This is a genomic window from Streptomyces sp. NPDC096176, assembly GCF_044763255.1.
GTDB lineage: Bacteria > Actinomycetota > Actinomycetes > Streptomycetales > Streptomycetaceae > Streptomyces.
This window is the reverse complement of record NZ_JBIWFV010000006.1, coordinates 179,960-205,290: the sequence shown is the minus strand read 5'-3', so window position 1 is coordinate 205,290 and position 25,331 is coordinate 179,960. Positions and strand designations below refer to the sequence as shown.

At 70.3% G+C, this 25,331-nt stretch carries 24 protein-coding genes; 9 read left to right on the top strand and 15 right to left on the bottom strand.

Annotated elements, in window-relative coordinates:
• Both ACIQ7Q_RS18595 and ACIQ7Q_RS18590 read left to right on the top strand, forming a co-directional pair.
• Complete coding sequence (locus ACIQ7Q_RS18595) at positions 1-849, top strand: deoxyribonuclease IV (RefSeq protein ID WP_403862693.1); 849 nt, start codon at positions 1-3, stop codon at positions 847-849.
• A 75-nt stretch (positions 850-924) separates the two neighbouring features.
• The gene (locus tag ACIQ7Q_RS18590; protein ID WP_403862690.1) at positions 925-1,437 is read left to right on the top strand and encodes a DUF4396 domain-containing protein; all 513 of its coding nucleotides are present in this window, start codon (positions 925-927) and stop codon (positions 1,435-1,437) included.
• A 41-nt stretch (positions 1,438-1,478) separates the two neighbouring features.
• Here the strand turns inward: ACIQ7Q_RS18590 and ACIQ7Q_RS18585 are convergent, their stop codons facing one another.
• Positions 1,479-2,111 carry a sulfite oxidase-like oxidoreductase gene (locus tag ACIQ7Q_RS18585; protein ID WP_403862687.1) on the bottom strand — a complete coding sequence of 211 codons (633 nt, stop codon included), beginning with the start codon at positions 2,109-2,111 and terminating at the stop codon, positions 1,479-1,481.
• 153 nt (positions 2,112-2,264) lie between these two features.
• Here ACIQ7Q_RS18585 and bfr point away from each other — a divergent pair, with 153 nt between their 5' ends.
• On the top strand, positions 2,265-2,744 hold the full coding sequence (bfr, locus tag ACIQ7Q_RS18580) for a bacterioferritin (RefSeq protein WP_268770739.1): 480 nt from the start codon (positions 2,265-2,267) through the stop codon (positions 2,742-2,744).
• A 76-nt stretch (positions 2,745-2,820) separates the two neighbouring features.
• Here bfr and ACIQ7Q_RS18575 read toward each other — a convergent pair whose 3' ends face one another.
• Both ACIQ7Q_RS18575 and ACIQ7Q_RS18570 read right to left on the bottom strand, forming a co-directional pair.
• Positions 2,821-3,087, bottom strand: a complete 267-nt coding sequence (locus tag ACIQ7Q_RS18575; protein ID WP_403862683.1) for a bacterioferritin-associated ferredoxin — start codon at positions 3,085-3,087, stop codon at positions 2,821-2,823.
• A 149-nt stretch (positions 3,088-3,236) separates the two neighbouring features.
• A complete protein-coding gene (locus ACIQ7Q_RS18570) occupies positions 3,237-4,583 on the bottom strand; it encodes a class II 3-deoxy-7-phosphoheptulonate synthase (protein WP_403863568.1) in 1,347 nt (448 codons plus the stop codon).
• 164 nt (positions 4,584-4,747) lie between these two features.
• Here ACIQ7Q_RS18570 and ACIQ7Q_RS18565 point away from each other — a divergent pair, with 164 nt between their 5' ends.
• From ACIQ7Q_RS18565 to ACIQ7Q_RS18555, 3 genes are all read left to right on the top strand, one after another.
• Positions 4,748-7,546 (top strand): N-acetylmuramoyl-L-alanine amidase, encoded by a 2,799-nt coding sequence (locus tag ACIQ7Q_RS18565; protein WP_403862680.1) that lies wholly within the window; start codon positions 4,748-4,750, stop codon positions 7,544-7,546.
• Between the two features lie 98 nt (positions 7,547-7,644).
• Positions 7,645-7,701, top strand: coding sequence for a trp operon leader peptide (locus ACIQ7Q_RS18560; protein ID WP_356634498.1), 57 nt, complete (start codon positions 7,645-7,647; stop codon positions 7,699-7,701).
• 117 nt (positions 7,702-7,818) lie between these two features.
• Positions 7,819-9,720, top strand: a complete 1,902-nt coding sequence (locus ACIQ7Q_RS18555; protein ID WP_403862677.1) for an anthranilate synthase family protein — start codon at positions 7,819-7,821, stop codon at positions 9,718-9,720.
• Positions 9,721-9,727: 7 nt separating this feature from the next.
• Here the strand turns inward: ACIQ7Q_RS18555 and ACIQ7Q_RS18550 are convergent, their stop codons facing one another.
• From ACIQ7Q_RS18550 to ACIQ7Q_RS18530, 5 genes are all read right to left on the bottom strand, one after another.
• Positions 9,728-10,732 (bottom strand): 2-hydroxyacid dehydrogenase, encoded by a 1,005-nt coding sequence (locus ACIQ7Q_RS18550; RefSeq protein ID WP_403862674.1) that lies wholly within the window; start codon positions 10,730-10,732, stop codon positions 9,728-9,730.
• 64 nt (positions 10,733-10,796) lie between these two features.
• Positions 10,797-11,825, bottom strand: coding sequence for a 6-phosphofructokinase (locus tag ACIQ7Q_RS18545; RefSeq protein WP_403862671.1), 1,029 nt, complete (start codon positions 11,823-11,825; stop codon positions 10,797-10,799).
• A 157-nt stretch (positions 11,826-11,982) separates the two neighbouring features.
• The gene (locus ACIQ7Q_RS18540; RefSeq protein WP_403862668.1) at positions 11,983-12,657 is read right to left on the bottom strand and encodes a response regulator; all 675 of its coding nucleotides are present in this window, start codon (positions 12,655-12,657) and stop codon (positions 11,983-11,985) included.
• Positions 12,654-13,862, bottom strand: a complete 1,209-nt coding sequence (gene macS, locus ACIQ7Q_RS18535; RefSeq protein ID WP_403862665.1) for a MacS family sensor histidine kinase — start codon at positions 13,860-13,862, stop codon at positions 12,654-12,656. The genes ACIQ7Q_RS18540 and macS overlap by 4 nt, the downstream gene beginning before the upstream one ends.
• Positions 13,863-13,894: 32 nt before the next feature.
• Positions 13,895-14,674, bottom strand: a complete 780-nt coding sequence (locus ACIQ7Q_RS18530) for a lysophospholipid acyltransferase family protein (RefSeq protein WP_403862663.1) — start codon at positions 14,672-14,674, stop codon at positions 13,895-13,897.
• Positions 14,675-14,884: 210 nt separating this feature from the next.
• Between ACIQ7Q_RS18530 and ACIQ7Q_RS18525 the strand changes: the two genes are divergently transcribed.
• Both ACIQ7Q_RS18525 and ACIQ7Q_RS18520 read left to right on the top strand, forming a co-directional pair.
• Entirely contained in the window at positions 14,885-15,691 is an 807-nt protein-coding gene (locus ACIQ7Q_RS18525; protein ID WP_403862660.1) for an alpha/beta hydrolase, read from the top strand.
• The gene (locus ACIQ7Q_RS18520) at positions 15,684-16,238 is read left to right on the top strand and encodes a hypothetical protein (RefSeq protein WP_403862657.1); all 555 of its coding nucleotides are present in this window, start codon (positions 15,684-15,686) and stop codon (positions 16,236-16,238) included. The genes ACIQ7Q_RS18525 and ACIQ7Q_RS18520 overlap by 8 nt, the downstream gene beginning before the upstream one ends.
• 459 nt (positions 16,239-16,697) lie before the next feature.
• On the opposite strand, the gene ACIQ7Q_RS18515 is transcribed toward ACIQ7Q_RS18520, so the two are convergent.
• From ACIQ7Q_RS18515 to ACIQ7Q_RS18490, 6 genes are all read right to left on the bottom strand, one after another.
• Positions 16,698-17,450, bottom strand: a complete 753-nt coding sequence (locus ACIQ7Q_RS18515; RefSeq protein ID WP_403862654.1) for an endonuclease/exonuclease/phosphatase family protein — start codon at positions 17,448-17,450, stop codon at positions 16,698-16,700.
• A 68-nt stretch (positions 17,451-17,518) separates the two neighbouring features.
• Positions 17,519-18,460: an ROK family glucokinase gene (locus tag ACIQ7Q_RS18510; protein WP_403862652.1), complete on the bottom strand. Its 942-nt coding sequence runs from the start codon at positions 18,458-18,460 to the stop codon at positions 17,519-17,521.
• Between the two features lie 65 nt (positions 18,461-18,525).
• Positions 18,526-18,969 carry a DUF5304 domain-containing protein gene (locus tag ACIQ7Q_RS18505; RefSeq protein ID WP_403862649.1) on the bottom strand — a complete coding sequence of 148 codons (444 nt, stop codon included), beginning with the start codon at positions 18,967-18,969 and terminating at the stop codon, positions 18,526-18,528.
• A 74-nt stretch (positions 18,970-19,043) separates the two neighbouring features.
• The gene (locus tag ACIQ7Q_RS18500; protein WP_403862646.1) at positions 19,044-20,270 is read right to left on the bottom strand and encodes an ArsA family ATPase; all 1,227 of its coding nucleotides are present in this window, start codon (positions 20,268-20,270) and stop codon (positions 19,044-19,046) included.
• Positions 20,270-20,719: an SRPBCC family protein gene (locus ACIQ7Q_RS18495; RefSeq protein ID WP_403862642.1), complete on the bottom strand. Its 450-nt coding sequence runs from the start codon at positions 20,717-20,719 to the stop codon at positions 20,270-20,272. Before ACIQ7Q_RS18495 ends, ACIQ7Q_RS18500 begins: the two co-directional genes overlap by 1 nt.
• A 91-nt stretch (positions 20,720-20,810) precedes the next feature.
• Entirely contained in the window at positions 20,811-21,578 is a 768-nt protein-coding gene (locus tag ACIQ7Q_RS18490; RefSeq protein ID WP_403863565.1) for a metallophosphoesterase, read from the bottom strand.
• Positions 21,579-21,867: 289 nt separating this feature from the next.
• Between ACIQ7Q_RS18490 and ACIQ7Q_RS18485 the strand changes: the two genes are divergently transcribed.
• Positions 21,868-23,664 carry an AMP-dependent synthetase/ligase gene (locus tag ACIQ7Q_RS18485; protein ID WP_403862639.1) on the top strand — a complete coding sequence of 599 codons (1,797 nt, stop codon included), beginning with the start codon at positions 21,868-21,870 and terminating at the stop codon, positions 23,662-23,664.
• Positions 23,665-24,148: 484 nt separating this feature from the next.
• On the opposite strand, the gene ACIQ7Q_RS18480 is transcribed toward ACIQ7Q_RS18485, so the two are convergent.
• A complete protein-coding gene (locus ACIQ7Q_RS18480) occupies positions 24,149-25,291 on the bottom strand; it encodes a glycosyltransferase family 4 protein (RefSeq protein ID WP_403862636.1) in 1,143 nt (380 codons plus the stop codon).
• Positions 25,292-25,331 lie beyond the last annotated feature (40 nt).

Here is a 25,331-nt window from a genome sequence, read left to right as displayed (position 1 = left end):
ATGCGCAACCCCGTCGGCGGCCACGTCCCCGTGGCCGGCGGTCTCGCCACGACGGGACTCGTCTACGCACGCGAGCTGGAGGCGGAGACCGTCCAGGTCTTCGTGGCCAATCCGCGCGGCTGGGCGACTCCCAAGGGCAATCCGGCCCAGGACGAGAAGTTCCGGGCCGAGTGCGCCGACGAGGGCATCTCCGCATGGGTCCACGCGCCGTATCTGATCAACTTCGGCTCCCACACCGAGGCCACCGTCGAGCAGTCGGTGCTGTCCATGCGGCACTCGCTGCGCAGGGCCCGGGAGATCGGGGCGCGGGGTGTGGTCGTGCACACCGGTTCCGCGACGGGTGGCCGCACCCGCGAGGTGGCGCTGGCTCAGGTCCGGGAGCGGATGCTGCCACTGCTGGACGAACTGACGCACGAGGACGACCCGTTCCTGCTGCTGGAGTCGACGGCGGGGCAGGGCTTTTCGCTCTGCTCCCGGACCTGGGACTTCGGGCCGTACTTCGAGGCCCTGGACGCCCATCCCAAGCTCGGCGTCTGTCTCGACACCTGCCACATCTTCGCGGCCGGACACGATCTGACCGGCCCGACCGGGATGGCGCAGACGCTGGATCTGCTGGTGGAGACGGTCGGCGAGGGGAGGCTGAAGCTGATCCACGCGAATGACTCGAAGGATGTTGTCGGGGCACACAAGGATCGTCACGAGAACATTGGCTCAGGACACATCGGCGAAGAGCCCTTCCGTGCGCTCATGTCGCACCCCGCCACCGAGGGAGTGCCGCTGATCATCGAGACACCCGGCGGCAAGGAGGGGCACTCGGCGGATGTGGCGCGGCTGAAGAAACTTCGCTGAGCCCCAGGAATACCCCTGGGGGGTATACGGTTCCTACGTGGGCAGGAACCGCTACCTGACGTTGGGGGCATCGCCATGCAGCACGACACACACGCAGACCACACGGACCACGCGGACCACGGCCACGCACACGGCAACAGCGGCGGGGGCAAGGTCAGCTGGGGCATGGCGGCCAAGGCCACCTTGCACTGCCTCACCGGCTGCGCCATCGGCGAAGTGCTCGGCATGATCATCGGTACGGCGCTGGGCTGGGGAAACGCGCCCACCATGGTCCTCGCCATCGTGCTGGCGTTCTTCTTCGGCTACTCGCTGACCTTCTGGGCGGTCGTACGGGCCGGCCTGGGCCTGAAGGCCGCGATCGGCGTCGCGCTCGCCGCCGACACCCTCTCCATCACGGTCATGGAGATCGTCGACAACGGCGTACTGCTCATGGTGCCCGGCGCAATGGACGCCCATCTCGCGGACGGATTGTTCTGGGGCGCGCTCGCGTTCGCGTTCCTCGTGGCGTTCCTGGTCACCACCCCCGTGAACAAGTGGATGATCGGCCGCGGCAAGGGCCACGCGGTGGTCCACCAGTACCACCACTGAGACCGTGTGCCGCCGGGCGGTCCGGGCACGGAGCTACGGGCTCAGAGCTCCGGGCCGTCCCCCGGCTCCTCCTGGTAGGAGTAGCGCTGCTCCCGCCACGGGTCACCGAGGTTGTGATAGCCGCGCTCCTCCCAGAAGCCGCGGCGGTCGGCCGTCATGTACTCCACGCCCCGGACCCACTTGGGCCCTTTCCAGGCGTACAGGTGCGGCACGACAAGGCGCAGCGGAAAGCCGTGCTCCGCCGTCAGCAGTTCGCCGTCCTTGTGGGTGGCGAAAATGGTGCACTCGGCGACGAAGTCCGCGAGACGCAGATTGGCGCTGAAGCCGTACTCGGCCCAGACCATGACGTGGGTGACGGCGGAAGCCGGCGGCGCGAGTTCCACGATCGTCCGGGCGGGGACACCGCCCCATTCGGCCCCCAGCATGCTGAACTTCGTCACGCAGTGCAGGTCCCCGACGACGGTCGAGAACGGCAGCGCCGAGAATTCCTCGTGGTTCCAGCAGTGCTTGTCGCCGTCGGCGGTGGCGCCGAAGACCCTGAACTCCCAGCGATCCGGCTTGAACTTGGGAACGGGCCCGTAATGGGTGACCGGCCAGCCTCGCTGCAGTCGCTGCCCCGGCGGAAGCTCGGACTCCTCTTGTGCGCGGTAATCCCGGCTCTCCGGCTGACCCATGCCTTCAATGGTGACAGACCAAGAGGGGTGGTCATGACCAGGTCTGGCCCGATTCGGGCAACTCCTACTAAGCATGCACTTACTGGACGCCCCACTGCCACGGTGCGAGGATGCGCGAACCTGCTAGTCATACGCGCGGAAGGAGCCTCTGCGATGCAGGGCGACCCCGAGGTCATCGAGTTCCTCAATGAGCAGCTGACTGCCGAGCTGACCGCGATCAACCAGTACTTCCTGCACGCGAAGATGCAGGAGAACTTCGGCTGGACGAAGCTCGCCAAGTACACCCGTGCCGAGTCGTTCGACGAGATGAAGCACGCGGAGGTGCTGACCGACCGGATCCTCTTCCTCGACGGCCTCCCGAACTACCAGCGGCTGTTCCATGTACGCGTCGGGCAGACGGTCACGGAGATGTTCCAGGCCGACCGACAGGTCGAGGTGGAGGCGATCGACCGCCTCAGGCGGGGTATCGAGGTCATGCGCGCCAAGGGCGACATCACGTCGGCGAACATCTTCGAGTCGATCCTCGCGGACGAGGAGCACCACATCGACTACCTCGACACTCAGCTGGAGCTGGTCGAAAAGCTCGGTGAGGCGCTGTACATCGCCCAGCTGATCGAGCAGCCGGAAGGCTAGCGGGCGAAGCGGCGAGTCTCGGCAATGCCGCCAGGCGGCCCTGCGCAAGACGGCGGGACTGCCAGGCGCCCAGTGGTCAGGCGGCTTCGTCGAGCGCGGGCCGACCGTCCCCGGCGGCCTCCGCAGCCAGCACGGCTGCATTCTGCCCCTGCTCCAGCAGCTCACGGCGGGGACATGCGCCGCGGCCGAGGATCCCCTGGATGCGCCGCACGCAGGAACCGCAGTCCGTGCCCGCCTTGGAGACGGACGCTATCTGCCGCGGGGTGCAGGCGCCGGCTTCCGCGTGCTCCTTGACCTGCTTCTCCGTAATGCCGAAGCATGAGCAGACGTACACGCGGTTCACCTCCCGGCGGGATCTATGGGTGTGGCGCCCTCCCGATGATCGGTGAGGCTAACCTAACCTTACCCGGCGCCCGGGGCGGTTAAAAGCCCCGAATATGACAGTGGGGCGTGGATCACATCGATCCACGCCCCACTGTCATTGCTTCCTCACTACTGGTCGCGGTACATCTCGGCGACCAGGAACGCCAGATCCAGGGACTGGCTGCGGTTCAGCCGCGGGTCGCAGGCCGTCTCGTAGCGCTGGTGCAGATCGTCGACGAAGATCTCGTCGCCGCCGCCCACACACTCGGTGACGTCGTCACCGGTGAGCTCGACATGGATACCGCCCGGGTGGGTGCCGAGGGCCTTGTGGACCTCGAAGAAGCCCTTGACCTCGTCGAGCACGTCGTCGAAGCGACGGGTCTTGTGGCCGGAGGCCGCCTCAAAGGTGTTGCCGTGCATCGGGTCGGTCACCCAGGCCACGGTCGCCCCGGAGGCAGTGACCTTCTCGACCAGCTCGGGGAGCTTGTCGCGGACCTTGTCGGCGCCCATGCGGACGACGAAGGTCAGCCGGCCGGGCTCGCGCTCGGGGTCGAGACGGTCGACGTAGGTCAGCGCCTCGTCCACCGTCGTCGTCGGGCCGAGCTTGATGCCGATCGGGTTGCGGATCCTCGAGGCGAACTCGATGTGCGCGCCGTCGAGCTGGCGGGTGCGCTCACCGATCCAGACCATGTGGCCGGAGACGTCGTACAGATCGCCCGTACGGGAGTCGACACGGGTCAGGGCCGACTCGTAGTCGAGCAGCAGCGCCTCGTGGGAGGCGTAGAACTCGACCGCCTTGAACTCGGCCGGGTCGGTGCCGCAGGCCTTCATGAAGTTCAGAGCGTTGTCGATCTCGCGGGCAAGCTGCTCGTAGCGCTGCCCGGACGGGGAGGACTTCACGAAGTCCTGGTTCCAGGCATGCACCTGGCGCAGGTCCGCGTAGCCACCGGTGGTGAAGGCGCGCACCAGGTTGAGCGTCGACGCGGAGGCGTTGTACATCCGCTTCAGGCGCTCGGGGTCCGGGACACGGGCGGCCTCGGTGAAGTCGAAGCCGTTGACGGAGTCGCCGCGGTAGGTGGGCAGCGTCACGCCGTCGCGGGTCTCGGTCGACTTGGAGCGCGGCTTGGAGTACTGGCCTGCGATCCGGCCGACCTTCACGACCGGCACGGACGCGGCGTACGTGAGTACGGCGCTCATCTGCAGCAGTGTCTTGAGCTTGGCCCTGATGTGGTCGGCGGACACGGCGTCGAAGGCCTCGGCGCAGTCGCCGCCCTGGAGCAGGAACGCCTCGCCCCTGGCGACAGCTCCCATCCGGGCGCGCAGCTGGTCGCACTCGCCCGCGAAGACGAGCGGCGGATACGACTCGAGGTCCGCGATCACATCGCGCAGAGCCTCGGCATCGGGGTACTCGGGCTGCTGCGCCGCGGGCAGGTTTCGCCAGGTGTTGCCACCGGTAGCGGTGGTCTTAGCGTTCACGGTCACAACCACAACATTACGGGGTCCCGGTACCTGCCCAGCCCAGTGCCCAGTGGCTGAGACGGCGGCCCGAAATGTCCCTGGGGGAGGTTGAGCCGATCGGGCGGTGCTACCCTGCGGCCCGCTTTCGAAACAATAAAAACAAAACAAGGCCAGGGGTGGGCGTGAGCCAGGGGCATCGCAGGGATCGAAAGAAGAGACGGCTCTTCTACGGTGTGGCGGCGGCTGTCGTCGCCACCGCAACAATCGGGACCGTCGCGGTGGCGTCGCCCGAGCTTGTCGGCCTGAACGACGGCGCGGCAGGCCGGAGCGAGTCGCTCCAGACGCAGTTCGAGAACGCGGCGCGGGAGTTCGACGTCCCCCGGAGCGTGCTGATGGCGGTCTCGTACCGGCAGACACGCTGGGAGACGCACGGCGGCACGCCGAGCACCACGGGTGCGTACAACGTGATGGGGCTCACGCAGGTCGACGCGGACGACATCGACGCGGACGCCGAGGATCACCGGCTCGAGCACATGAACCGCAGCGGCAACCCGGCGCTGGAGAAGCAGTTCGACCCCGCCGAGGCGCTGCGCAGCATTCCCAAGGAGACCGTCGACACGGACGACCCCCGGCTGCACACGCTGGACGAGGCCGCCGAGCTGATCGACAGCTCCGAGGAGTCCGTGAAGACGGACGCCGGCGAGAACATACGCGCCGGTGCCGCGCTGCTCGCCGAGTACCAGAAGCAGGCCACGGGAGATCTGCCCGACGACGCAGACCAGTGGTACGCGGCCGTGGCGCGCTACAGCCAATCGCCCGACAGGAAGGGCGCCGACCTGTTCGCGAAGCGCGTCTTCGAGTCGATCCGCACCGGCGAGAGCCGCCTGACCATCGACGGCGAGCAGCTGACCCTGCCCGCGGACCCCTCGGCGAACCCGGCCAGGCCGTCCAAGGTTCCGCTGGCCACGACGGCCGGCACCTCGGCCGTCCCGACGCCGGAGTGCCCGGCGGGACTGAACTGCAACTTCGTCCCCGCCCGCACGTCCAGCACCGGACAGCGCAGTTACTCGCTCGCCTCCCGGCCGGACAACGGGTTCGCCGTCCGTCAGATCGTCATCCACGACACCGAGGGCGGCTACGACGGATCGCTCGACGTGCTCACCAGCCCCGCCTCGGGGGCCAGCGCCCACTACTTGATCCGGGCCTCCGACGGTCTGGTCACCCAGATGGTGGAGAACAAGAACCTCGGCTGGCACGCGGGCAACTGGGCCCTGAACATGCACTCCATCGGCGTTGAGCACGAGGGCTACGCCATCAAGGAGGGCAGCTGGTACACCGAGCCCCAGTACGAGTCGTCCGCGGCGCTGGTGAAGTTCCTGGCGGCCAAGTACGGCGTTCCGCTGGACCGTGAGCACATCATCGGCCACGACGAAGTCCCGATGATGCAGGACAGCTACATCAACAAACTCCACTGGGACGCGGGCCCGTACTGGGACTGGAACCACTACATGTCGCTGCTGGGGGCCCCGACGGGCGCCCAGGGCGCCGGCGGCCCGCTCAAGGCCGGCCAGCTGGTCCGAGTCGTCCCGCCGTTCACCACGGCCAACCAGCCGAAGCTGACCTACTACGACTCCGCGACGGGTACGAACAAGGCCGCCTCCGCGCGGCCTGCGAACTTCGGCTACCTCTACACCTCGCCGTCGACGAGTTCGGCCACGCTGTCCGACCCCTACTTCTCCGCGCTCTGGTCGCAGGGCTCGAACTGGGCGAACAAGGTACGCGCGGGCGGCACCTACGTCGTAGCGGAGGCCCAGAACGACTGGACGGCGATCTGGTACGGCGGCAAGAAGGCGTGGTTCCACAACCCGGGCGGCCAGTACACCGCGCCCGTCGCCGGCGGAACGCTGGTGAAGCTCAAGGCCGGGGCCACGGCGCCGGTCTTCGGGCGGTCGTTCCCGGAGGACGCGGCGTACACCGAGGCCGGACAGGAAGTGCCGACGGACAACCCCGCGTACCTCTCGAAGTACACGCTGCCGGCCGGCCATGCCTATGCGAAGGCCGGCGAGGCCGTCCTCGGTGACGACTACTTCGGCTCCTCGCAGGTCCGCGTCGAGGGCAAGGCCGACGTCTACGTCCCGATCCGCTACAACCACCGCCTGGCGTGGGTGAAGCAGAGCGACGTGGTCGAAGCGACTCCCACGGCGCCGGACCCCGGAACGAACCGCTTCAACGCGCTGGGACGTGACTCCGGCGGCAACCTGTACCAGTACCAGGGCACCGGCAGCGCCTCCGCGCCGTTCTTCACCCGCTACCGCGTCGGCAGCGGGTGGCAGCAGTTCAACGCCATCACCGACCTCGACAGCCTGCGTGCCGACGGGACCGGCGACATGGTGGCCCGGGACTCGTCCGGGACGCTCTGGTACTACCGGGGCAGCGGCAACAAGAACGCGCCGTTCAAGACCAAGCTGAAGGTCGGCACGGGTTGGGGTCAGTTCAACCTGCTCGTCGGCACCGGTGATCTCACCGGTGACGGCAAGGCCGACATGATCGCCCGGCAGACCTCGACCGGCAGCCTCTACCTCTACCGGGGCACCGGCGACCCGGCCGTGCCGTTCCTGACGAAGCTCAAGGTCGGCGACGGCTGGGGCAAGTTCAACATGCTCGTCGGCACGGGAGACCTCGATGCGGACGGCAAGCGGGACATCGTCGCGCGTGACGGTGCCGGTGCGCTGTACCTGTACAAGGGCACGGGCAGCGCGACGGCTCCGTTCGCCGCACGCACGAAGATCGGAGACGGCTGGAGCCGCTTCAACGCGCTCGTCGCCATCGGTGACCTGACCGGCGACGGCAAGGCCGACATGATCGCCCGTGAGCCGGCCGGTGCCCTCTACCTCTACAAGGGCACAGGCAGCGCGACGGCTCCGTTCGCGAGCCGCACCAAGATCGGCGACGGCTGGCAGATCTACAACCTGCTGATCTGATCCGGCGCCCTGCACACACTCCGCCCGCGGCCGCCGCGGTCCGTCCTCATCGTGGGACGCGCCGCCGCACCGCGGGCGGATGCGTTAGGGTCGGCGTCATGTTCGCGCACTCGACCCAGAGCTGGTGGTGGACCGCAGACCCGGCGGCCCACTGACTGACGCGCGCGACACCGAACCGCGAAGGCCGCCCGAGGGGCGGCCTTCAGTGTTTCCGGACGAAGCGGTTCTCCGGGCGAAGCGGCCGTTCCTCCCACACGGAAGGAACACCCCGCATGACCGACAGCCTCATCGGCCGACTCCTCGACGACGACTGCCCGCCGTTCGCCCTGCTGCGCCGGCGTACGCCCGGCCACGACCACGCCACCGTGGAGGTGTTGACCGGCGAGGTGCGGGAGGTGGCGCGTCTTGCCGACATCCCGGTGGGCGAGCGGCGCTCGCTCGCCCTCGTCCCCTTCCGCCAGATCGCGGAACGCGGTTTCGACGTCACCGACGACGGGACCCCACTGTCCGTGCTGCTCGCGGACGAGTGCCACGAACTCCCCCTCACAGACGTTCTTTCCGCCCTCCCCCACCACGAGGTGAGGGTGGAGGACGGGCAGTTCGACGTCGACGACGACGAGTACGCCGGAATCGTCCGCAGGGTCGTCGAGGACGAGATCGGCAGGGGCGAGGGCGCCAACTTCGTCGTCCGCCGCACCTTCACCGGTCGGATCCCCGGCTTCACCCGCGCCGACGCACTCGCGCTGTTCCGGCGACTGTTGACCGCGGAGCGCGGCGCCTACTGGACCTTCGTCGTGCACACCGGGGACCGCACACTGGTCGGCGCGAGCCCCGAGGTGCACGTCCGCATGAGCGGCGGGACGGTCGTGATGAATCCGATCAGCGGGACGTTCCGCTACCCCCCACAGGGGCCCACCGCCGAAGCCCTGCTCGGCTTCCTCGACGACCGCAAGGAGCGCGAGGAGCTCTCCATGGTCGTCGACGAGGAACTGAAGATGATGTGCACCGTCGGCGACATGGGCGGCGTCGTCGTCGGACCCCGGCTCAAGGAAATGGCCCATCTGGCGCACACCGAGTACGAGCTGCGGGGCCGTTCCTCGCTCGACGTGCGCGAGGTCCTGAAGGAGACCATGTTCGCGGCGACGGTCACGGGCTCCCCCGTGCAGAACGCCTGCCGTGTCATCGAGCGCCACGAGGTGGGCGGCCGCGGCTACTACGCGGGGGCGCTGGCGCTGATCGGGCAGGACGCGGGCGGCGCTCAGACGCTGGACTCGCCGATCCTGATCCGTACCGCCGACATCGGCGCGGACGGCACGTTGCGGGTGCCGGTCGGGGCGACGCTGGTACGCCACTCCGACCCGGAGGGCGAGGTCGCGGAGACGCACGCCAAAGCGGCGGGCGTGCTGGCCGCCCTCGGGGTGCGTCCGGGCCGGCCGGACACGCCCGCCGAGTCTCCGCGGCTCGCCGACGACCCGCGGGTGCGTGCCGCGCTCGACGCCCGCCGCGCCGACCTCGCGCCTTTCTGGCTGCGGATGCAGGACGTGGCTTCCCCTGCTGGAGCTCGGGGCGACGCCGGGCAGCTGTCCGGGCACGCCCTGGTCGTCGACGGCGAGGACACCTTCACAGCGATGCTGGCGCATCTGCTGCGCTCGACCGGCCTCGCCGTGACGGTCCGCAGGTACGACGAGCCGGGTCTGCGGGAGCGGGTGCTCGCCCATCGCGGGCCGGTGGTGCTGGGCCCGGGCCCGGGCGATCCGGCCGACGCGACGGACCCGAAGATGCGCTTCCTGCGGTCTCTCGCCGCCGATCTGCTCAAGGGGCACCGCCACGGCCTGCTGGGCGTCTGCCTGGGCCACGAGCTGCTCGCGGCGGAGCTGGGTCTGGACATCGTCCGCAAGGACGAGCCGTACCAGGGGGCGCAGGAGCGGATCGACTTCTTCGGCCGCCCCGAAACAGTGGGCTTCTACAGCAGCTTCACGGCCCGGTGCGACGAGGCCACGGCAGCGGAGCTCGCCATGCACCGGATCGAGCTCAGCCGGGACGAGGCGACCGGTGACGTGCACGCACTGCGGGGCAGCGGCTTCGCCGGCGTGCAGTTCCACCCCGAGTCGGTGCTGACGATGAACGGGGCGGCGCTGACGGCGACGCTGCTCGCGGGGGTGCTGGTCGGATAGCAGGCCGTCATCGGGTCGGCGCTGCGGGGACCAGCACGTTCTCGCTGCGTCGGCCCGCCACATAGTCATCGACGTTGCGCGCCGTCGTGTCCACGATCTGCGCGACGGCGTCCGCCGTGTAGTACGCCTGGTGCGAGGTGACCAGCACATTGGGGAACGTCATCAGCCGGGCCAGGGTGTCGTCGTCGACGGCCTCCATCGACTTGTCGATGTAGAACAGTCCGGCCTCCGCCTCGTACACGTCGAGTCCCACTCCGGCGAAGCGGCCCTTGCGCAGCTCGGCGACGAGAGCGTCGCTGTCGATCAGGCCGCCGCGGCTGGAGTTCACCAGGATCGCCTCGTCCTTCATCGCCCGCAACTCGTCGGCGCCGATCAGATGGTGGGTGGCGGGCAGCAGGGGTACGTGCAGGCTGACCAGGTCGGCAGCGGCGAGCAGTTCGTCCTTGTCGACGTACTTCATGCCCAGTTCGACGCACCCGGGGGCGGGGGCGAGGTCCCAGCCGAGCAGCTGCATGCCGAAGCCGTGAGCGATCCGGGTGAACGCCTCGCCGATCTTGCCGGTGCCGAGCACGCCGACGGTGCGGCCGCGCATGTCACGGCCCATCAGTCCGTCGAGCCGGAAGTCGAAGTCCCGTGTCCGGTTCGAGGCGCGGACGATACGCCGGTTGACGGCCATGGCCAGGGTCCACGCGAACTCGGCGACGGAGTAGGGCGAGTAGGTGGACACCCGGGCGATGGTCAGCCCGAGGTGCTCCGCCACCTCCAGGTCGATGTTGTTGAAGCCGGTGGAGCGCTGGGCGATCATCGCCGTGCCGCCGGCGGCCAGGGTCCGCAGCACCTCCGCGTTCAGCTGGGCGTTCACGCTGGTGGAGATCACCTCGTGCCCGGCGGCGATGGCCGCGGTGTCCTCGGTGAGGAACACATCGAGACACCGGACATCGTGGACGCCCGCGAATGCCTTCTCGATCAGCGGCTTCTCGTCGGCCTGGACACCGAAGGCGAGGATTTCCACGATTTCTCCCGGTATAAGAGCTGTGGGCCGGATATCGCGAATATACGGCCCACACCCCGTCCCGTCAGCCGAAGAAGACGCCGACCTCCTCATAGAGCTTCGGGTCGACCGTCTTGAGCTTCGCGGTCGCGTCGGCGATCGGCACCCGCACGATGTCGGTGCCCTTCAGCGCGACCATCTTCCCGAAGTCGCCCTCATGTACGGCGTCGATGGCGTGCAGACCGAAGCGGGTGGCCAGCCACCGGTCGAAGGCGCTCGGCGTGCCGCCGCGCTGCACATGGCCGAGCACCGTGGTGCGCGCCTCCTTGCCCGTACGCCTCTCGATCTCCTTGGCCAGCCACTCGCCCACGCCGGAGAGCCGGACATGGCCGAACGAGTCGAGCGTGGCGTCCTTGAGCACCGCCTCCCCGTCCTTGGGCATCGCGCCCTCCGCGACCACCACGATCGGGGCGTAGCTGGCCTTGAAACGTGAGGTGACCCAGGCGCAGACCTGGTCGACGTCGAAGCGCTGCTCCGGGATGAGGATGACGTTGGCGCCGCCCGCCAGGCCCGAGTGGAGGGCGATCCAACCCGCATGACGGCCCATCACCTCGACGACCAGGACCCGCATATGGGATTCGGCGGTGGTGTGCAGCCGGTCGATGGCCTCGGTGGCGATACCGACGGCCGTGTCGAATCCGAAGGTGTAGTCGGTGGCGGACAGGTCGTTGTCGATGGTCTTGGGGACGCCGACGCACCGGACGCCATACTCGTCGTACAGTCGGGCCGCGACGCCAAGGGTGTCCTCGCCGCCGATGACGACGAGGGCGTCGACCTCCTGCTTGGCGAGGTTCTCCTTGATCCGGCGGATACCGTCCGCTTCCTTCAGCGGGTTGGTGCGGGAGGAGCCGAGGATGGTGCCGCCGCGGGGCAGGATCCCACGGACGGCCGGAATGTCGAGCGGGACGGTGTCGCCCTCGAGCGGTCCACGCCAGCCGTCGCGGTAGCCGATGAACTCGCAGCCGTATTCCTGCACACCCTTGCGGACGAGGCCGCGGATGACCGCGTTGAGGCCGGGGCAGTCGCCGCCCCCGGTCAGTACTCCGACGCGCATGGAAAAACTTCCCTTCGCCTGGTGAGCCTATGACCGTCACGCTAATGGTGACGCAGGTCACCCAGGGATGGGCCGATTGGTCAATTCCTGCGTTTTTCGCGGCCGTTGTGCGACGGCCATTCACTCGTACGGGTAAAGCCGTGCGGCGGCCCGCGGGTCAGGCGTCGTCGAGGCCGCGCTCGATCGCGTACCGCACGAGCTCGACGCGGTTGTGCAACTGGAGCTTGCCGAGCGTGTTCTGTACGTGGTTCTGGACCGTGCGGTGTGAGATGACCAGCCGCTCGGCGATCTGCTTGTACGACAAGCCCTTGGCGACCAGCCGCAGCACCTCGGTCTCCCGCTCCGTCAGCTGCGGCGCTTTCGGCTCGTCCGCTCCGGTCACCGGGGCGGGCTCGGAGGCGAGGCGGCGGTACTCACCGAGGACCAGTCCCGCGAGACCCGGTGTGAAGACGGGGTCGCCCACAGCCGTGCGGCGTACCGCGTCCGTCAGCTCGTCGGCGCCTGCCGACTTCAGCAGATAGCCGGTGGCGCCCGACTTCACCGCCTCCAGGACGTCCTGGTGCTCGCCGCTCGCGGAGAGCACCAGGACCCGCAGGCCGGGCAGGGCCGCCACCAGCTCCTTGCACACCTGGACGCCCGGCTTCTCGGGCAGATTGAGGTCCAGCACCAGCACGTCGGGCACCGCGGCCTTGGCCCGGCGCACAGCCTGGGCGCCGTCGCCCGCCGTGGCGACGACATCGAACCCGGCCTCGGTCAGGTCGCGGGCGACCGCGTCCCGCCACATCGGATGGTCGTCGACCACCATCACCTTGATCGTCTGCTGGTCCGTCATTTTCCTGCCTTCCCCCGTGGAATCTTCAGCTCTACTTCCGTGCCCTGGCCCGGAACCGAGATCAGCTCGGCCGTCCCGCCGAGGTCCCGCAGCCGGCCGAGGATGGACTGCGCGACTCCGAGCCGCCCCTCACCCTCGGCCTGCGCGAGCCTGCCCTCCTCGATGCCCGGCCCGTCGTCCCTGACGGTCACCGTCACCTCGTCCGGCCAGTCCTCCACCAGGATCCAGGCCCGGGCGTTCTCGCCCGCATGCCTGCGCACATTGTCCAGGGCGGCACCGACGGCCGCCGCCAGCTCGCGGGCCGCGCCGGCCTCCAGCAGCACCGGCGCGCCGGGCTCCGACAGCGTCACCCGCGCCCCCGCGTGTGGGGACAGCAGGGTGCGCAGGTCGCACGCCCGCGCCGGCTCGTCGTCGTCCGACACCTCCACGACCCGCACGACCGCGCCCTGCGACTCGTCCTCCGACACCCGGGAGGCGGGCACCAGGCCGCCGGCGACCAGGGTGCGCAGCGCGACCTCCTGCTCGCCCGCCATACGGCCCAGCTCGGCGGCTTCGCCGCCCAGCGCGGTGCCCCGCCGCTGCACCATCGCCAGCACCTGGAGCACGCTGTCGTGGATGTCACGCGCGAGGCGCTCCCGCTCGCGGGTGGCCGCCTCGATCTCCAGGGCGCGCGCGAGCGTCCGCTCCGAGGCGCGGGCCACCTCGACGACGTAACCGATGGCGATGGACGCCACCCACACCAGCAGGACATTGTGGAAGGTGTCCCGGCTGGGTTCGCCCCGTTCGATGATGTTGGCGACGGCGACGAAGGAGGACGCGAAACCGGCCCAGCGCCAGCCGCCCTTGATGGCGAAGGCGAGCACCGAACCCGCCGTCCAAATGGAGGGCAGCGTGGGGCCGTCGTGGGTCTGGGCGTGCACGTCGGCGAGCGGGGTCAGCAGAATGCCGGTGAGAGCGACGGCGAGGTCCGCCCCCAGGAACCCACGCGTGCAGCGCGCCGCGTTCGCGACCTTGGGGAGCGTGGCGAACGTCCAGACGACAAGCACCGCGAGGAAGCCGACGGCGACCAGCGGGCGCTCGAAGTTCTGCCGGGTGAAGACGTAGAGCAGTACCGCGTAGACCATGGTCAGCACGCGATAGGCGGTCAGCGCACGCCACAGCGGCTGCTCCACCGACATGCGCACGACTCGCTCGCGCTTGGCCATTTCCCCCAACCCCCCGGCGGTACGCGACCCGGCTAGGCGGCCGGCCGCTGCGCCTTCTTCTGCTTGTCGGCCTGCTGCGCCTGCGCCGCCTTCTCGGCCTCGGCCCTGGCGGCCTTCTCGGCCTTCTCGGCGTCGGCGATCTGGCGCTTCGCGGCCGTCGCGTAGATGTCGACGTACTCCTGGCCGGACAGCTTCATGATCTCGTACATGACCTCGTCGGTCACCGAGCGCAGGATGAAGCGGTCGCCGTCCATGCCGTGGTAGCGGCTGAAGTCGAGCGGCTTGCCGATCCGGATCCCGGGGCGCATCAGCTTGGGGATCACCTTGCCGGGCGGCTGGATCTTCTCGGTGTCGATCATCGCGACGGGGATCACGGGCGCACCGGTGGCCAGCGCCACACGGGCGAGACCGCCGGGCTTGCCCCGGTAGAGGCGGCCGTCCGGGGAGCGGGTGCCCTCCGGGTAGATACCGAACAGACCACCGGACTCGATCACGTCGATACCGGCCTTGATCGCCGCCTCACCCGCGCCGCGTGCCCCCGAGCGGTCCACGGGAAGCTGGCCGACGCCCTTGAAGAACGCGGCCGTCAGCCTGCCCTTCACGCCGGGCGAGGTGAAGTACTCCGCCTTCGCGATGAAGGTGACCTTGCGGTCGAGCACCGCGGGGAGGAAGAAGGAGTCCGAGAACGACAGATGGTTGCTGGCGAGGATCGCGGGGCCCTCGGCGGGAATGTTCTCCAGACCCTCCACCCAAGGCCTGAAGGCAAGCTTCAGCGAGCCTCCGATGGAGAACTTCATGGCGCCGTAGATCAACTCGAATGCCTCCTGTTGCTGTCGAACAGACCTTAACCCGAGGTAGACCCCCGACTCCCGCCCGAGGGGGCCGTGCGCGGCCCCCCACGTCCGTGCCGCCGGTGCGCGAACGGCCCTGGTCGGTGTCGGTGCGGTCGCGTACCGTGAAGTACACCCTTCGCCCCTGCCGTACACCCCGTACGTCTCACACCTCACGAACAGGAGACCCCGGTGCCGGTCATTCCTGGAGCCGAGCCCTACCGCCATGACGGCGGCGAGGTCGGCGTCCTCCTCTGCCACGGTTTCACCGGATGCCCGCAGTCGCTGCGGCCCTGGGCCGAGTACCTGGCGGAGCGGGGACTGACGGTGTCCCTGCCGCTGCTGCCGGGCCACGGCACGCGCTGGCAGGACATGCAGGTCACCGGCTGGCAGGACTGGTACGCGGAGGTGGACAGGGAACTGCGCACGCTGCTCGAGCGGTGCCGGCACGTCTTCGTCTTCGGTCTTTCGATGGGCGGCGCCCTGACGCTGCGGCTCGCCGCCAAGCACGGGGACGCGGTCCGGGGCGTCGTCGTGGTCAACCCGGCCAACAAGGTGCATGGCGCGATGGCGGCCCTGCTGCCCGTCGTACGCCACCTGGTGCCCTCCACGAAGGGGCTGACCAGCGACATCGCCAAGGAGGGCGTCGAGGAGATCGGGTACGACCGGGTGCCGCTGCACGCCGCTCACTCGGTGCGGCAGTTCTTCCGGATGGTCGACGGCGAACTGCCGCAGGTCACCCAGCCGATGCTGCTGCTGCACAGCCCCGAGGACCATGTGGTGCCGGCCGCGGACTCGGCCAGGATCCTCAGCCGGGTCTCCTCCACGGACGTCACGGAGATCCTGCTGGAACAGAGCTACCACGTGGCGACGTTGGACCACGATGCGGAGCGGATCTTCGAGGAGAGTTACGCGTTCATCGGCAGGCTCGCTCCGGGTGCGGGGACCACCGGGTCCTCCGCGACGGAAGCCTTGGGAGGGAGCACGACCGGTGGCTGAGCAGCACGACGCGGACCGTGAGCCGCAGCCGATCGACGAAGAGGCCGCCTGGGCGGCCATCGTCGCCGGGTACGGCGAGGAGCCGACCGACCCGCCGGGAGCGAAGCCGTTCAAGTCGGTGGACGATCTGGCCCTGCTCGAGAGCGACGTGAACGAGTCCCCGGAGCCGTCGGCGAAGAAGCCCGACGAGGACAAGCCCGCGCTGGGCAGCTCGATCACCTTCGCGCCGGGCGTCGGCGGCCCCCGGGACTACCAGGTCGCCGAGGCGAGCGACGACGACCTCGACGAGAGCGACGAGGGCCACTTCGTCCCGCCGGAGCCACCGCCCCTGCCGGAGGCCGACGTCACGGCCAAGTTCGCCTGGCTGGCGGTGATCGGCGGCCCGGTGCTGATGCTGGTAGCGGTGCTGTTGAGCTGGGACATGACGTGGTGGCTGACGACACTGTGCATCGGCGGTTTCCTCGGCGGCTTCGCGACGCTGGTGGCCCGGATGTCCCATGAGGACGACGACACGCCGGACGACGCGGGCCGCGGCGCGGTGGTCTGACGAACTCGGGCCCGGGGTCCCCGGCCTGCGTCTCCGGCCGACCCCGGGGGTCCAGCCCTGAGCTTCCGGGCACTCCGATCCCCGGGTTCCCCGGCCTGCGTCTCCGGCCGGGGCACCGCCCCGGCCGCTCGTGCGGGGGGAGGCCAGAGGCACCAACCCGGGCGGAGCCGGACACCCCGGACCAGACACGCAGGCGAAGCCGAAAGCACCGCCCCGGGCCGAACGTCCCGGCCGAGCCGGACGTACCGGCGGAGCAGGCGAAGCCGGGTTGCCGCCTCGTGGCAGTGCAGCCCGACTGAGGGCACTCCCCTACGCCCAGCGGCGTAGGAGGCCCCTCCATCCGCGGCCGCCAGGCCGTAGGGGGAGTTCGAGGACACCTCGCGGAGCGCGGTACCTGGGTCCGGGGCGGAGCCCCGGTTCGGGAAGGGGCGGGGTGGGGCGGGGAAACGCCGGCGCCCCCTACGTCGCCGGCAGCCGCAGCGCCGCCAGCACCGGCAGGTGGTCCGTCGCCGCGCGAAGGTCCGACTCGGTGACGCCCGGCAGCCCGCGCGGCACACCGCACCCCAGCACCTCCACCCCCTTCGTCGCGAAGATCGCGTCGATCCGCTGGTGCGGATGCAGCGCCGTCGACGTGTGCTCCGCTCCCCACGGGCTGACCGCCCAGCAGTCCTGGAGCTCCCCCGCCAGGCGGTGGAAGCTGCGCCCGGTCGGCCGTTCGTTGATGTCGCCCGCGACGATCGCGTGCGGAACGTCCATCGCCTTCACCCGGTCGAGCAGCATTCCCGCCTGTGCGTAGCGCTCGTCCGTCTGCAGGCTCAGATGGCAGCTGACGACCCCCACCCGGGCGCCGCCGAACCGTACGACCGCCGTGGCGAAGCCTCGCCGGTGCAGGCCTGGCCTGAGGGGCAGCAGCACGTCCTCGGTCCGTTCGACCGTCGCCCGCAGTGAGCACAGCAGCAGCGGCCCGGCCGCCGTCGCACCGCCGGAGAGCATCACGAGGTCGGTCGCGCCGGCGAGCCGTGCCGCGTGTTTGCGCCAGCGGAAGAAGCGCGGCGCCTCCTGCACGAAGACCAGGTCGGGCCCGCACGCGCGGACCACTCTCGCCAGTGCGTCCGCGTCGTCGCGCAGGGAGCGGATGTTGTAGCTCAGGACCCGGATCACGGCTGAACCGTCCGGCTCGGTGCGGGACTTGGGCAGTGCGGTGATCGGCATGGGAGCAAGATACGTCGGTGCCCGCCGCGATCCTCAAAGGACGCGGCGGGCACCAGGCGTACGGAGTGTCAGCCCTGGCGTGCCAGGTCCGCCGCGCCCACCAGACCTGCCCTGCCGCCCAGTTGCGCGGCGAGAACCTGGGCGTGGGGACGCCAGCTGCCGCCGATCAGCCAGCGGCGGAAGGACTTGCGGATCGGGTCGAGCACGAGGTCGCCCTCGTCCGAGACGCCGCCGCCCACGATGAACGCCGACGGGTCGAACAGCGAGGCAAGGTCGGCGAGACCGGCGCCGGCCCAGCGCGCCAGCTCCCGGAAGGAGTCGACGGCGACCGGGCAGCCCTGGCGGGCCGCCTCGCTGATGTGCTTGCCCTGGATGCCTTCGATGGTGCCGTCGCCGAGGCCGAGGAGGATCGTCGCGTTCTCCGGGGTGGCGTTGGCACGCTGCTTGGCGTACCGGACGAGGGCACGGCCGGAGGCGTACTGCTCCCAGCAGCCCTGACTGCCGCAGCCGCAGAGCAGCCCGTCGGGGACGACCCGGATGTGGCCGAACTCGGCTGCCACGCCGAAGCGTCCGCGGCGCAGCTTGTTGCCGATGATGATACCGCCGCCGAGGCCGGTGCCGATGGTGATGCAGATGACGTCCTCGTGGCCCTGACCGGCGCCGAAGCGGTACTCGCCCCAGGCGGCGGCGTTGGCGTCGTTCTCGACCACGACGGGCAGGCCGACGCGCTGTTCGACCTTGTCCTTGAGCGGCTCGTGGCGCCAGTCGATGTTCGGCGCGAAAAGGACCGTGGCGCGCTTGTCGTCGACGTATCCGGCGGCGCCGATGCCGACGGCCTCGATGTCGTGCCCCTGGCCGGCTCCCGCGACGGCAGAGCAGATCGCGTCGACGATGCCTTCGGGAGTCGACGGGGTGGGCACGGTGTGCGTCTCGAGAATGGCGCCCTCTTCGTCGACCACTCCCGCCGCGATCTTCGTGCCGCCGATGTCGACGCCGATGGTGAGTCCCATGTGTCCCTCAGTATTCGGTCGAGCCCCGCTAAGGCCAACCGTACCCGAGGCCGGGCACGCCCTGGTCAGTCCAGGTCGATGTGCTCGCTCGGTCCGGGGCCGTCGTCGCGCGGGTCGTCGGCGTCCTTGACGTCTCCCGTGCCGGACGGGCGCTGGGTCCAGCGGCGCTCGTGGCCTTCGACGGCGGACCGGTAGGCGGCGAGCAGCTCGCCGCCGGCGGCCGCGAGATGGTCGAAGACCTGCGGGTTTCGTTCGATGACGGGCTCGACGGCGGACTTGGCCTGGTTCACGAACTGCTGCACCGTGCTCTGTGCGGCCACGCCGGGCAGCGAGGACTGGAACGAGGAGAGCTTGTCCGCGACGACGTCGAAGAGCTTGCGGAACTCCTCGGCGGCCGAACCCGGCTGCGGGCCGTACTCTGCGCGACGGCGGGCCTGCTCCTGCTGGAGATCCTCTTCGCAGGCGGTGGCCCAGGCGTCGGCGTCGGGGCGCTCTGTCGCTTCGCTCATGACGTGCTCCTGGGGCCGTTTCAAGGGGTTTCAGGGGTTGTGTACTCGACGTTACCCGAACGGCGGTACACCGTTCAGCGGGTTCGCGGCCACAGTGCCGGGTCCGGCGTGAAGCGGACCTTCAGCACGCCGTCCGTGAGGCCCGCCCCGGCCACGGTGCAGCGGCGGAGGGCGGACGGCAGCGGCAGGATCCTGCGGAAGGCCCCCGCGTCGATGAGGAGTTCATCCCCTCGGCGGACAAGGGAGAGCTCTTCCTTGACGGCGCCGGGCAGCTCCAGTTCCCACACGAAGAGGTCGCCCTCGGCGTACCGCTTGCCGGGCGGGTCCGCGCGGAGTTCGTCGCCGTCCCCGTCAGGGCCGGCTGCGGGAGCAAGGCCTTCGTCCGGTCCGTCGCCGGCGGGGCCGTGGTCCGCGTCGAGCAGTGCCAGGTCGTCGAGGCCCTGCGGGTCGCGGCCGAGGTGCGGTACCCGGCGTAGCGGCGTGGCCGGCGCCCAGGAGCCGTGCCACTCGTGGAGGCATTTCTCCTGCTGGGCGAGCAGGCCGGCGAGCCAGGGGCCCGCCGGGTCCTGGGGCAGGTTCCGGTTCGCCACGAGCGCGTCGACGCGCAGCCCGTGCAGCGCCAGCCCGGTCCGGGCGGTGCGCAGGGCGGCGGCGGACCGGGGGCCTGGCTCGGCGACGACCCGCAGCACCGTGCCACGGGACTCGATCACGGACTGCACGCCGGCCAGCTCGGTGTCCCAGCGGCCGGTGGTCTCGTACAGCCACTGCGCGGGCATGGGTACGCCGGCGAGCTGGGCGAGCATGGGGCGCAGCGCGCGGGCGGCCTGGCGTTCCCGCGGGAGCAGCCGGCGCAGATAGCGGCGCAGTTCCTCGGGCAGGCCGAGCAGCGCGATCGTCTCCGGCAGCGGCGGCATGTCGACGACGACGACGTCCCAGTCGCCGCCGGCCGTCAGCACCAGCGCGCGCAGCAGGGCGAACTGGTCGCTGCCGGGCAGCGAGGTCAGCTCCTCGTCCTCCATCCGGGCCGCGCCCAGCAGGTCGAGCGCCGCGGAGGCACGCTCTTGGAGGTCGAGGAACTCGGCGCGGAAGTCCGTGCCGGCGTCGAGGCGGGCGGCCCACAGGTTGCCGCTGATCCCGGCCGGTGCGCCGAGGGGCGCGGTGACAGGGACGCCGAGCACCTCGCCGGGGTCGGCGGAGAGAAAGAGGGTGCGCCGGCCGCCGCGGGCGGCGGACAGTGCGGTGGCGGCGGCGACGGTGGTGCGGCCCGCGCCGCCGAGGCCGGTGACGAGGACCCTGCGCATCAGGCGCCGGCGCCGCTCTCGACGCGCTTCTTCAGACCGGCGAGCGCACGGTCGATGATGACCTTTTCGGCCTTGCGCTTGATCATGCCGAGCATCGGGATCTTGACGTCGACGGTGAGTTGGTAGGTCACCTCGGTGCGGTCGCCGTCGCCTGCCGGCGCGAGCCGGTACGAGCCGTCGATGGCGCGCAGCATCTGCGACTTGACGAGGGTCCAGCTGACCTCGTCGGCGCCGTGCCAGGTGTAGGCGAGGGTGTGGTCGTCCTTGATCGCGCCCGCGTCCAGCACCAGGCGGACCTGTTCGGCCCGGCCGTCGGCGTCGGTGGCGAGGACCTCCGCCTCCTTCACCTCGCCGGTCCACTCCGGGTAGCGGGCGAAGTCGGAGATGACCCTCATGACCTCTGCCGGCGCCGCATCGATCGTGATGCTCGAGCTGGTGTGTTCCGCCATCGCTGCGGCTCCTCACAGTGCGGTACGGACCGGGCAAGTGTGTGGGGTGCAGGCTATCGCGCCCCGGCCGCCGGTCCGTGAGGGCCCCGTGTCACCAGGACAGCGACCAGGGTCGCCCGCCTGCCGCGAAGTGGCCGACGTTCACGCACTCCGTCGCGCCGATCCGCGCCCGGCGGGCGAGCGGCTGGTGGACGTGGCCGAACAACGCGTACCGGGGCCGGGTGCGCCGGATGGCGTCCAGCAGCGCGCGGCTGCCGCGCTCGAAGCGGCGGGCCACGGTGTCGTACGTCAGGTCGGGCACGTCGGGCGGGATGTGCGAGCAGAGCACGTCGACCTCGCCGATCGCTTCGACCTTTGCGGCGTACTCCTCGTCGGAGATCTCGTAGGGCGTACGCATCGGGGTGCGCAGTCCGCCGCCGACGAAGCCGAAGACGCGGCCGCCGATCTCGACGCGCTCGCCGTCGAGGACGGTCGTGCCGGGGCGGGCGTACTCGGGCCAGAGAGCCGGAATGTCGACATTGCCGTAGGTGGCGTACGTCGGCGTCGGGAAGGCCGCGAACATCTCGGCGTACTGGCGTCGCACCGCCGACTCGATGGCGGACTCCTTGTCCATGTCGAGCTCCGCCCAGAGCCTGCGGCCGAGTTCACGGGCGTCGTCGAAACGGCGGGCGGTGCGCAACTCCACGATCAGGTCGGCGTTCTCCACGCCGAACAGGTCGGGGAAGATGCCGCGCGAGTGGTCGGCGTAATCCAGGAAGAGCACCAGGTCACCGAGACAGATGAGGGCGTCGGCGCCGTCGCCCGCGGTGGCGAGATCTTTTGCATTGCCGTGCACGTCGCTGACCACATTGACTCGCATGCCTCGCATGACGATCACCCTAGAACGCGCTGCTGACTGCTGGGTAGAGGGGGTCTACCTGCGGTTACTCACCCAGCCCCCGCGGAGTGGAATACTTCGCGGGAGGGTCGGCCAGCGAGGTGTGACGCAGGGAACATTGGCCGGGAACCCCTATCGGGAACTGAGTACTCGTGGGTAACGTCCGGGCAGTCCAGTCGTGCTCGCCCCACCGAGCACCCGCCCGATCTTGGACCGCAGCCGGTGCGTCACACAGAGCCGTGGCACCGGCGCCCGATGAGGAGCAGCAGTCTTGCGCGAGTTCAGCCTTCCGGCCCTGTACGAGGTCCCCACGGACGGCAACCTGACGGATCTCATCCGCCGCAATGCCGCGCAGCATCCAGATGTGGCAGTCATGGGCCGCAAGGTTGCCGGCACATGGACGGACGTCACCGCCACCCAGTTCCTCGCCGAGGTCCTGGCCGCTGCCAAGGGCCTGATCGCAGCCGGTATCCAGCCGGGCGACCGGGTCGGCCTGATGTCGCGCACCCGCTACGAGTGGGTCCAGCTCGACTTCGCCATCTGGAGCGCCGGCGCGGTCACCGTGCCGGTGTACGAGACCAGTTCGGCGGAGCAGGTGCAGTGGATCCTCGGTGATTCGGGCGCAGCCGCCGTGATCGTCGAGGACGGGGCCCACGCCGCGGCCGTGGAGTCGGTGCGCGGGTCGCTGCCGGAACTGCGCAACGTCTGGCAGATCGAGAAGGGCGCGATCGCCGAACTGACCGCAGCCGGCGCGGACGTCACCGACGCCGTGGTCGACGAACGCAGCGCGGTCGCGAAGGCGGACGACCCCGCGACGATCGTCTACACGTCCGGCACCACCGGCCGCCCCAAGGGCTGTGTGCTGACGCATCGCGCGTTCTTCGCCGAGTGCGGCAACGTGGTGGAGCGCCTCAAGCCCCTGTTCCGCACGGGCGAGTGCTCTGTGCTGCTGTTCCTGCCCGCCGCGCACGTCTTCGGCCGGCTGGTCGAGGTGGCCTCCGTCATGGCCCCCATCAAGCTCGGCTGCGTGCCGGACATCAAGAACCTCACCGACGAACTGGCCGCCTTCCGGCCGACGCTGATCCTCGGTGTGCCGCGCGTCTTCGAGAAGGTCTACAACTCGGCGCGCGCCAAGGCCCAGGCGGACGGCAAGGGCAAGATCTTCGACAAGGCGGCGCACACGGCGATCGCGTACAGCCGTGCGCTGAGCACGCCCGCAGGGCCGTCGCTGGGGCTGAAGATCAAGCACAAGGTCTTCGACAAGCTGGTCTTCAGCAAGCTCCGCGCGGTGCTGGGCGGGCGCGGCGAGTACGCGATCTCCGGCGGTGCCCCGCTGGGCGAACGACTCGGGCACTTCTTCCGCGGCATCGGCTTCACCGTCCTCGAGGGCTACGGCCTCACCGAGTCCTGCGCGGCGACCGCGTTCAACCCGTGGAACCGGCAGAAGATCGGCACGGTCGGCCAGCCGCTGCCCGGCTCCGTGGTGCGGATCGCCGACGACGGCGAGGTGCTGCTGCACGGCGAGCACATCTTCTCCGGCTACTGGAACAACGAGAGCGCGACGGCGGAGGCGCTGGCCGACGGCTGGTTCCACACCGGCGACATCGGCACGCTCGACGAGGACGGCTACCTCGCGATCACCGGCCGCAAGAAGGAGATCCTGGTCACCGCGGGCGGCAAGAACGTCGCCCCCGCCGTGATCGAGGACCGCATCCGCGGGCACGCCCTCGTCTCGGAGTGCATGGTGGTCGGCGACGGCCGCCCGTTCGTGGGCGCGCTCGTCACCATCGACGAGGAGTTCCTCGCCCGCTGGGTGGCGGACCACGGCAAGCCGGCCGGATCGACGGCGGCGACGCTGCGCGCGGACGCGGAGCTGCAGGCCGAGATCCAGAAGGCGGTGGACGACGGGAACGCGGCAGTCTCCAAGGCCGAATCGGTACGGAAGTTCCGCATTCTGCCGTCGCAGTTCACGGAGGAGGCGGGGCACATCACGCCGTCGCTGAAGCTGAAGCGGAATGTGGTGGCGAAGGACTTCGCGGACGAGATCGAAGCGATCTACCAGGCCTGAGCCGCCGCCCCACCCCGGGGCTCCCACCCCCGGGCCCGTGCCCCTTCGGGGCCTGGACCTGTCGGCCTTGTCGGGAGTGCGCCGACGGCCCCGCGCCTCGCGCCTCGATATCCCCCACGGCCTGGGGCCGTGGGAGGTACCCCCGGCGAGGCCCGAAGTCACTCCCGCTCACGGAGCCGACCGGCCGGCGCACGGAGCGCGGTACGGGCCCGGAGCCGGCCCCGGTTCGAGAACGGGTGCGGGGCCCGGGGCTTGAACTTGACGGTACTCCCGGCGGGGCTGAAGTTGCCCGCCTGCGGAGCCGACCGGCCGGCGCTCTCAGCGCGGAGCTGAAGCCGACCCCTTCAAGGGGCACACCCGACACCGCGCGGAGCCCGTGATTCGGCCGCCAAGCCGCAGAGGTAGGCCTCCGGCACCGCGCGGAGCGCCGCGGTACCGGGCCCAGGGGCCTGCCCCGGAAGGGGCGGGGTGGGGAACGCTTCGCTCAGAGGAGGGACTTGAGGCGCTCCGCCAGCAGGTCCCAGCGCCACTTCTCCTCCACCCACGCGCGGCCCCGCTCCCCCATCCGCCTCCGCAGCTCCGCGTCCTCGAGCAGCGTGACGATGCGGTCGGCCGACTCCTCCGCCGAGCCGCCGCGGACCACCCAGCCGGTCTCGCCGTCGAGCACCGCGTCGGGCGCGCCGCCCGAGTCGCCCGCCACGACGGGGAGTCCGGTGGCGGACGCCTCCAGGTACACGATCCCGAGACCCTCCACGTCCAGGCCGCCTCTGCGCGTACGGCACGGCATGGCGAAGACGTCGCCCGCGCCGAAGTGCGCCGGGAGCTCGGACCACGGCACAGCGCCGGTGAACCGGACGGATCCCTCGACGCCGGTCTGCGCGGCGAGGCCCCGCAGCTCGTTCTCGTACGGGCCGCCGCCGACTATCAGCAGCACCGCGTCGGGCACCTTCGACAGGATCGCGGGCATGGCACGGATCAGGGTGTCCTGGCCCTTGCGCGGCACGAGCCGCGAGACGCACACGACCACGGGCCGGTCGCTGAGTCCGAGTCTGCGCCGGACGAGGTCGCCGCCGGAGCCCGGATGGAAGGTCTTCTCGTCGACGCCCGGCGGCAGTTGGACCATCCGGTCGGCGGCGGCCGGTGTCAGCGCGGCGGCGATCCGCGAGCGCGTGTATTCACCCAGATAGGTGATCGTGTCCGTGCCCTCGCCGATCCTGCGCAGCAGCTGCCGGGACGCCGGCAGCTGTGCCCAGCCCGCCTCGTGGCCGTGCGTGGTGGCCACCAGCCGCCGGGCGCCGGCCTTGCGCAGCGCGGGCGCCATCAGTCCGAGCGGGGCGGCCGCCCCGAACCACACGGACTCACAGCCGTGCTCGCGCAGCAGCCGGGTCGCCGTGCGGGTGACGCGGGGCGTCGGCAGCAGCATCGTCGTACGGTCCCGCACGACGGTGAACGGCTGCTCGGCGTCGAACGCCGCCGTAGCCGCCACACCCTCCTGGCTGCGCTTCCACGTGGAGGCGTAGACGACGAGCTGCCCGGGATCCAGCCGTAGCGCCATGTTGTGCAGGAACGCCTGGATGCCGCCGGGCCTGGGCGGGAAGTCGTTGGTCACGATCAAGGTCTTGTGCATCGCCGCCGACAGTACCGAACCGTCTCCGCCCGGGCCCCGG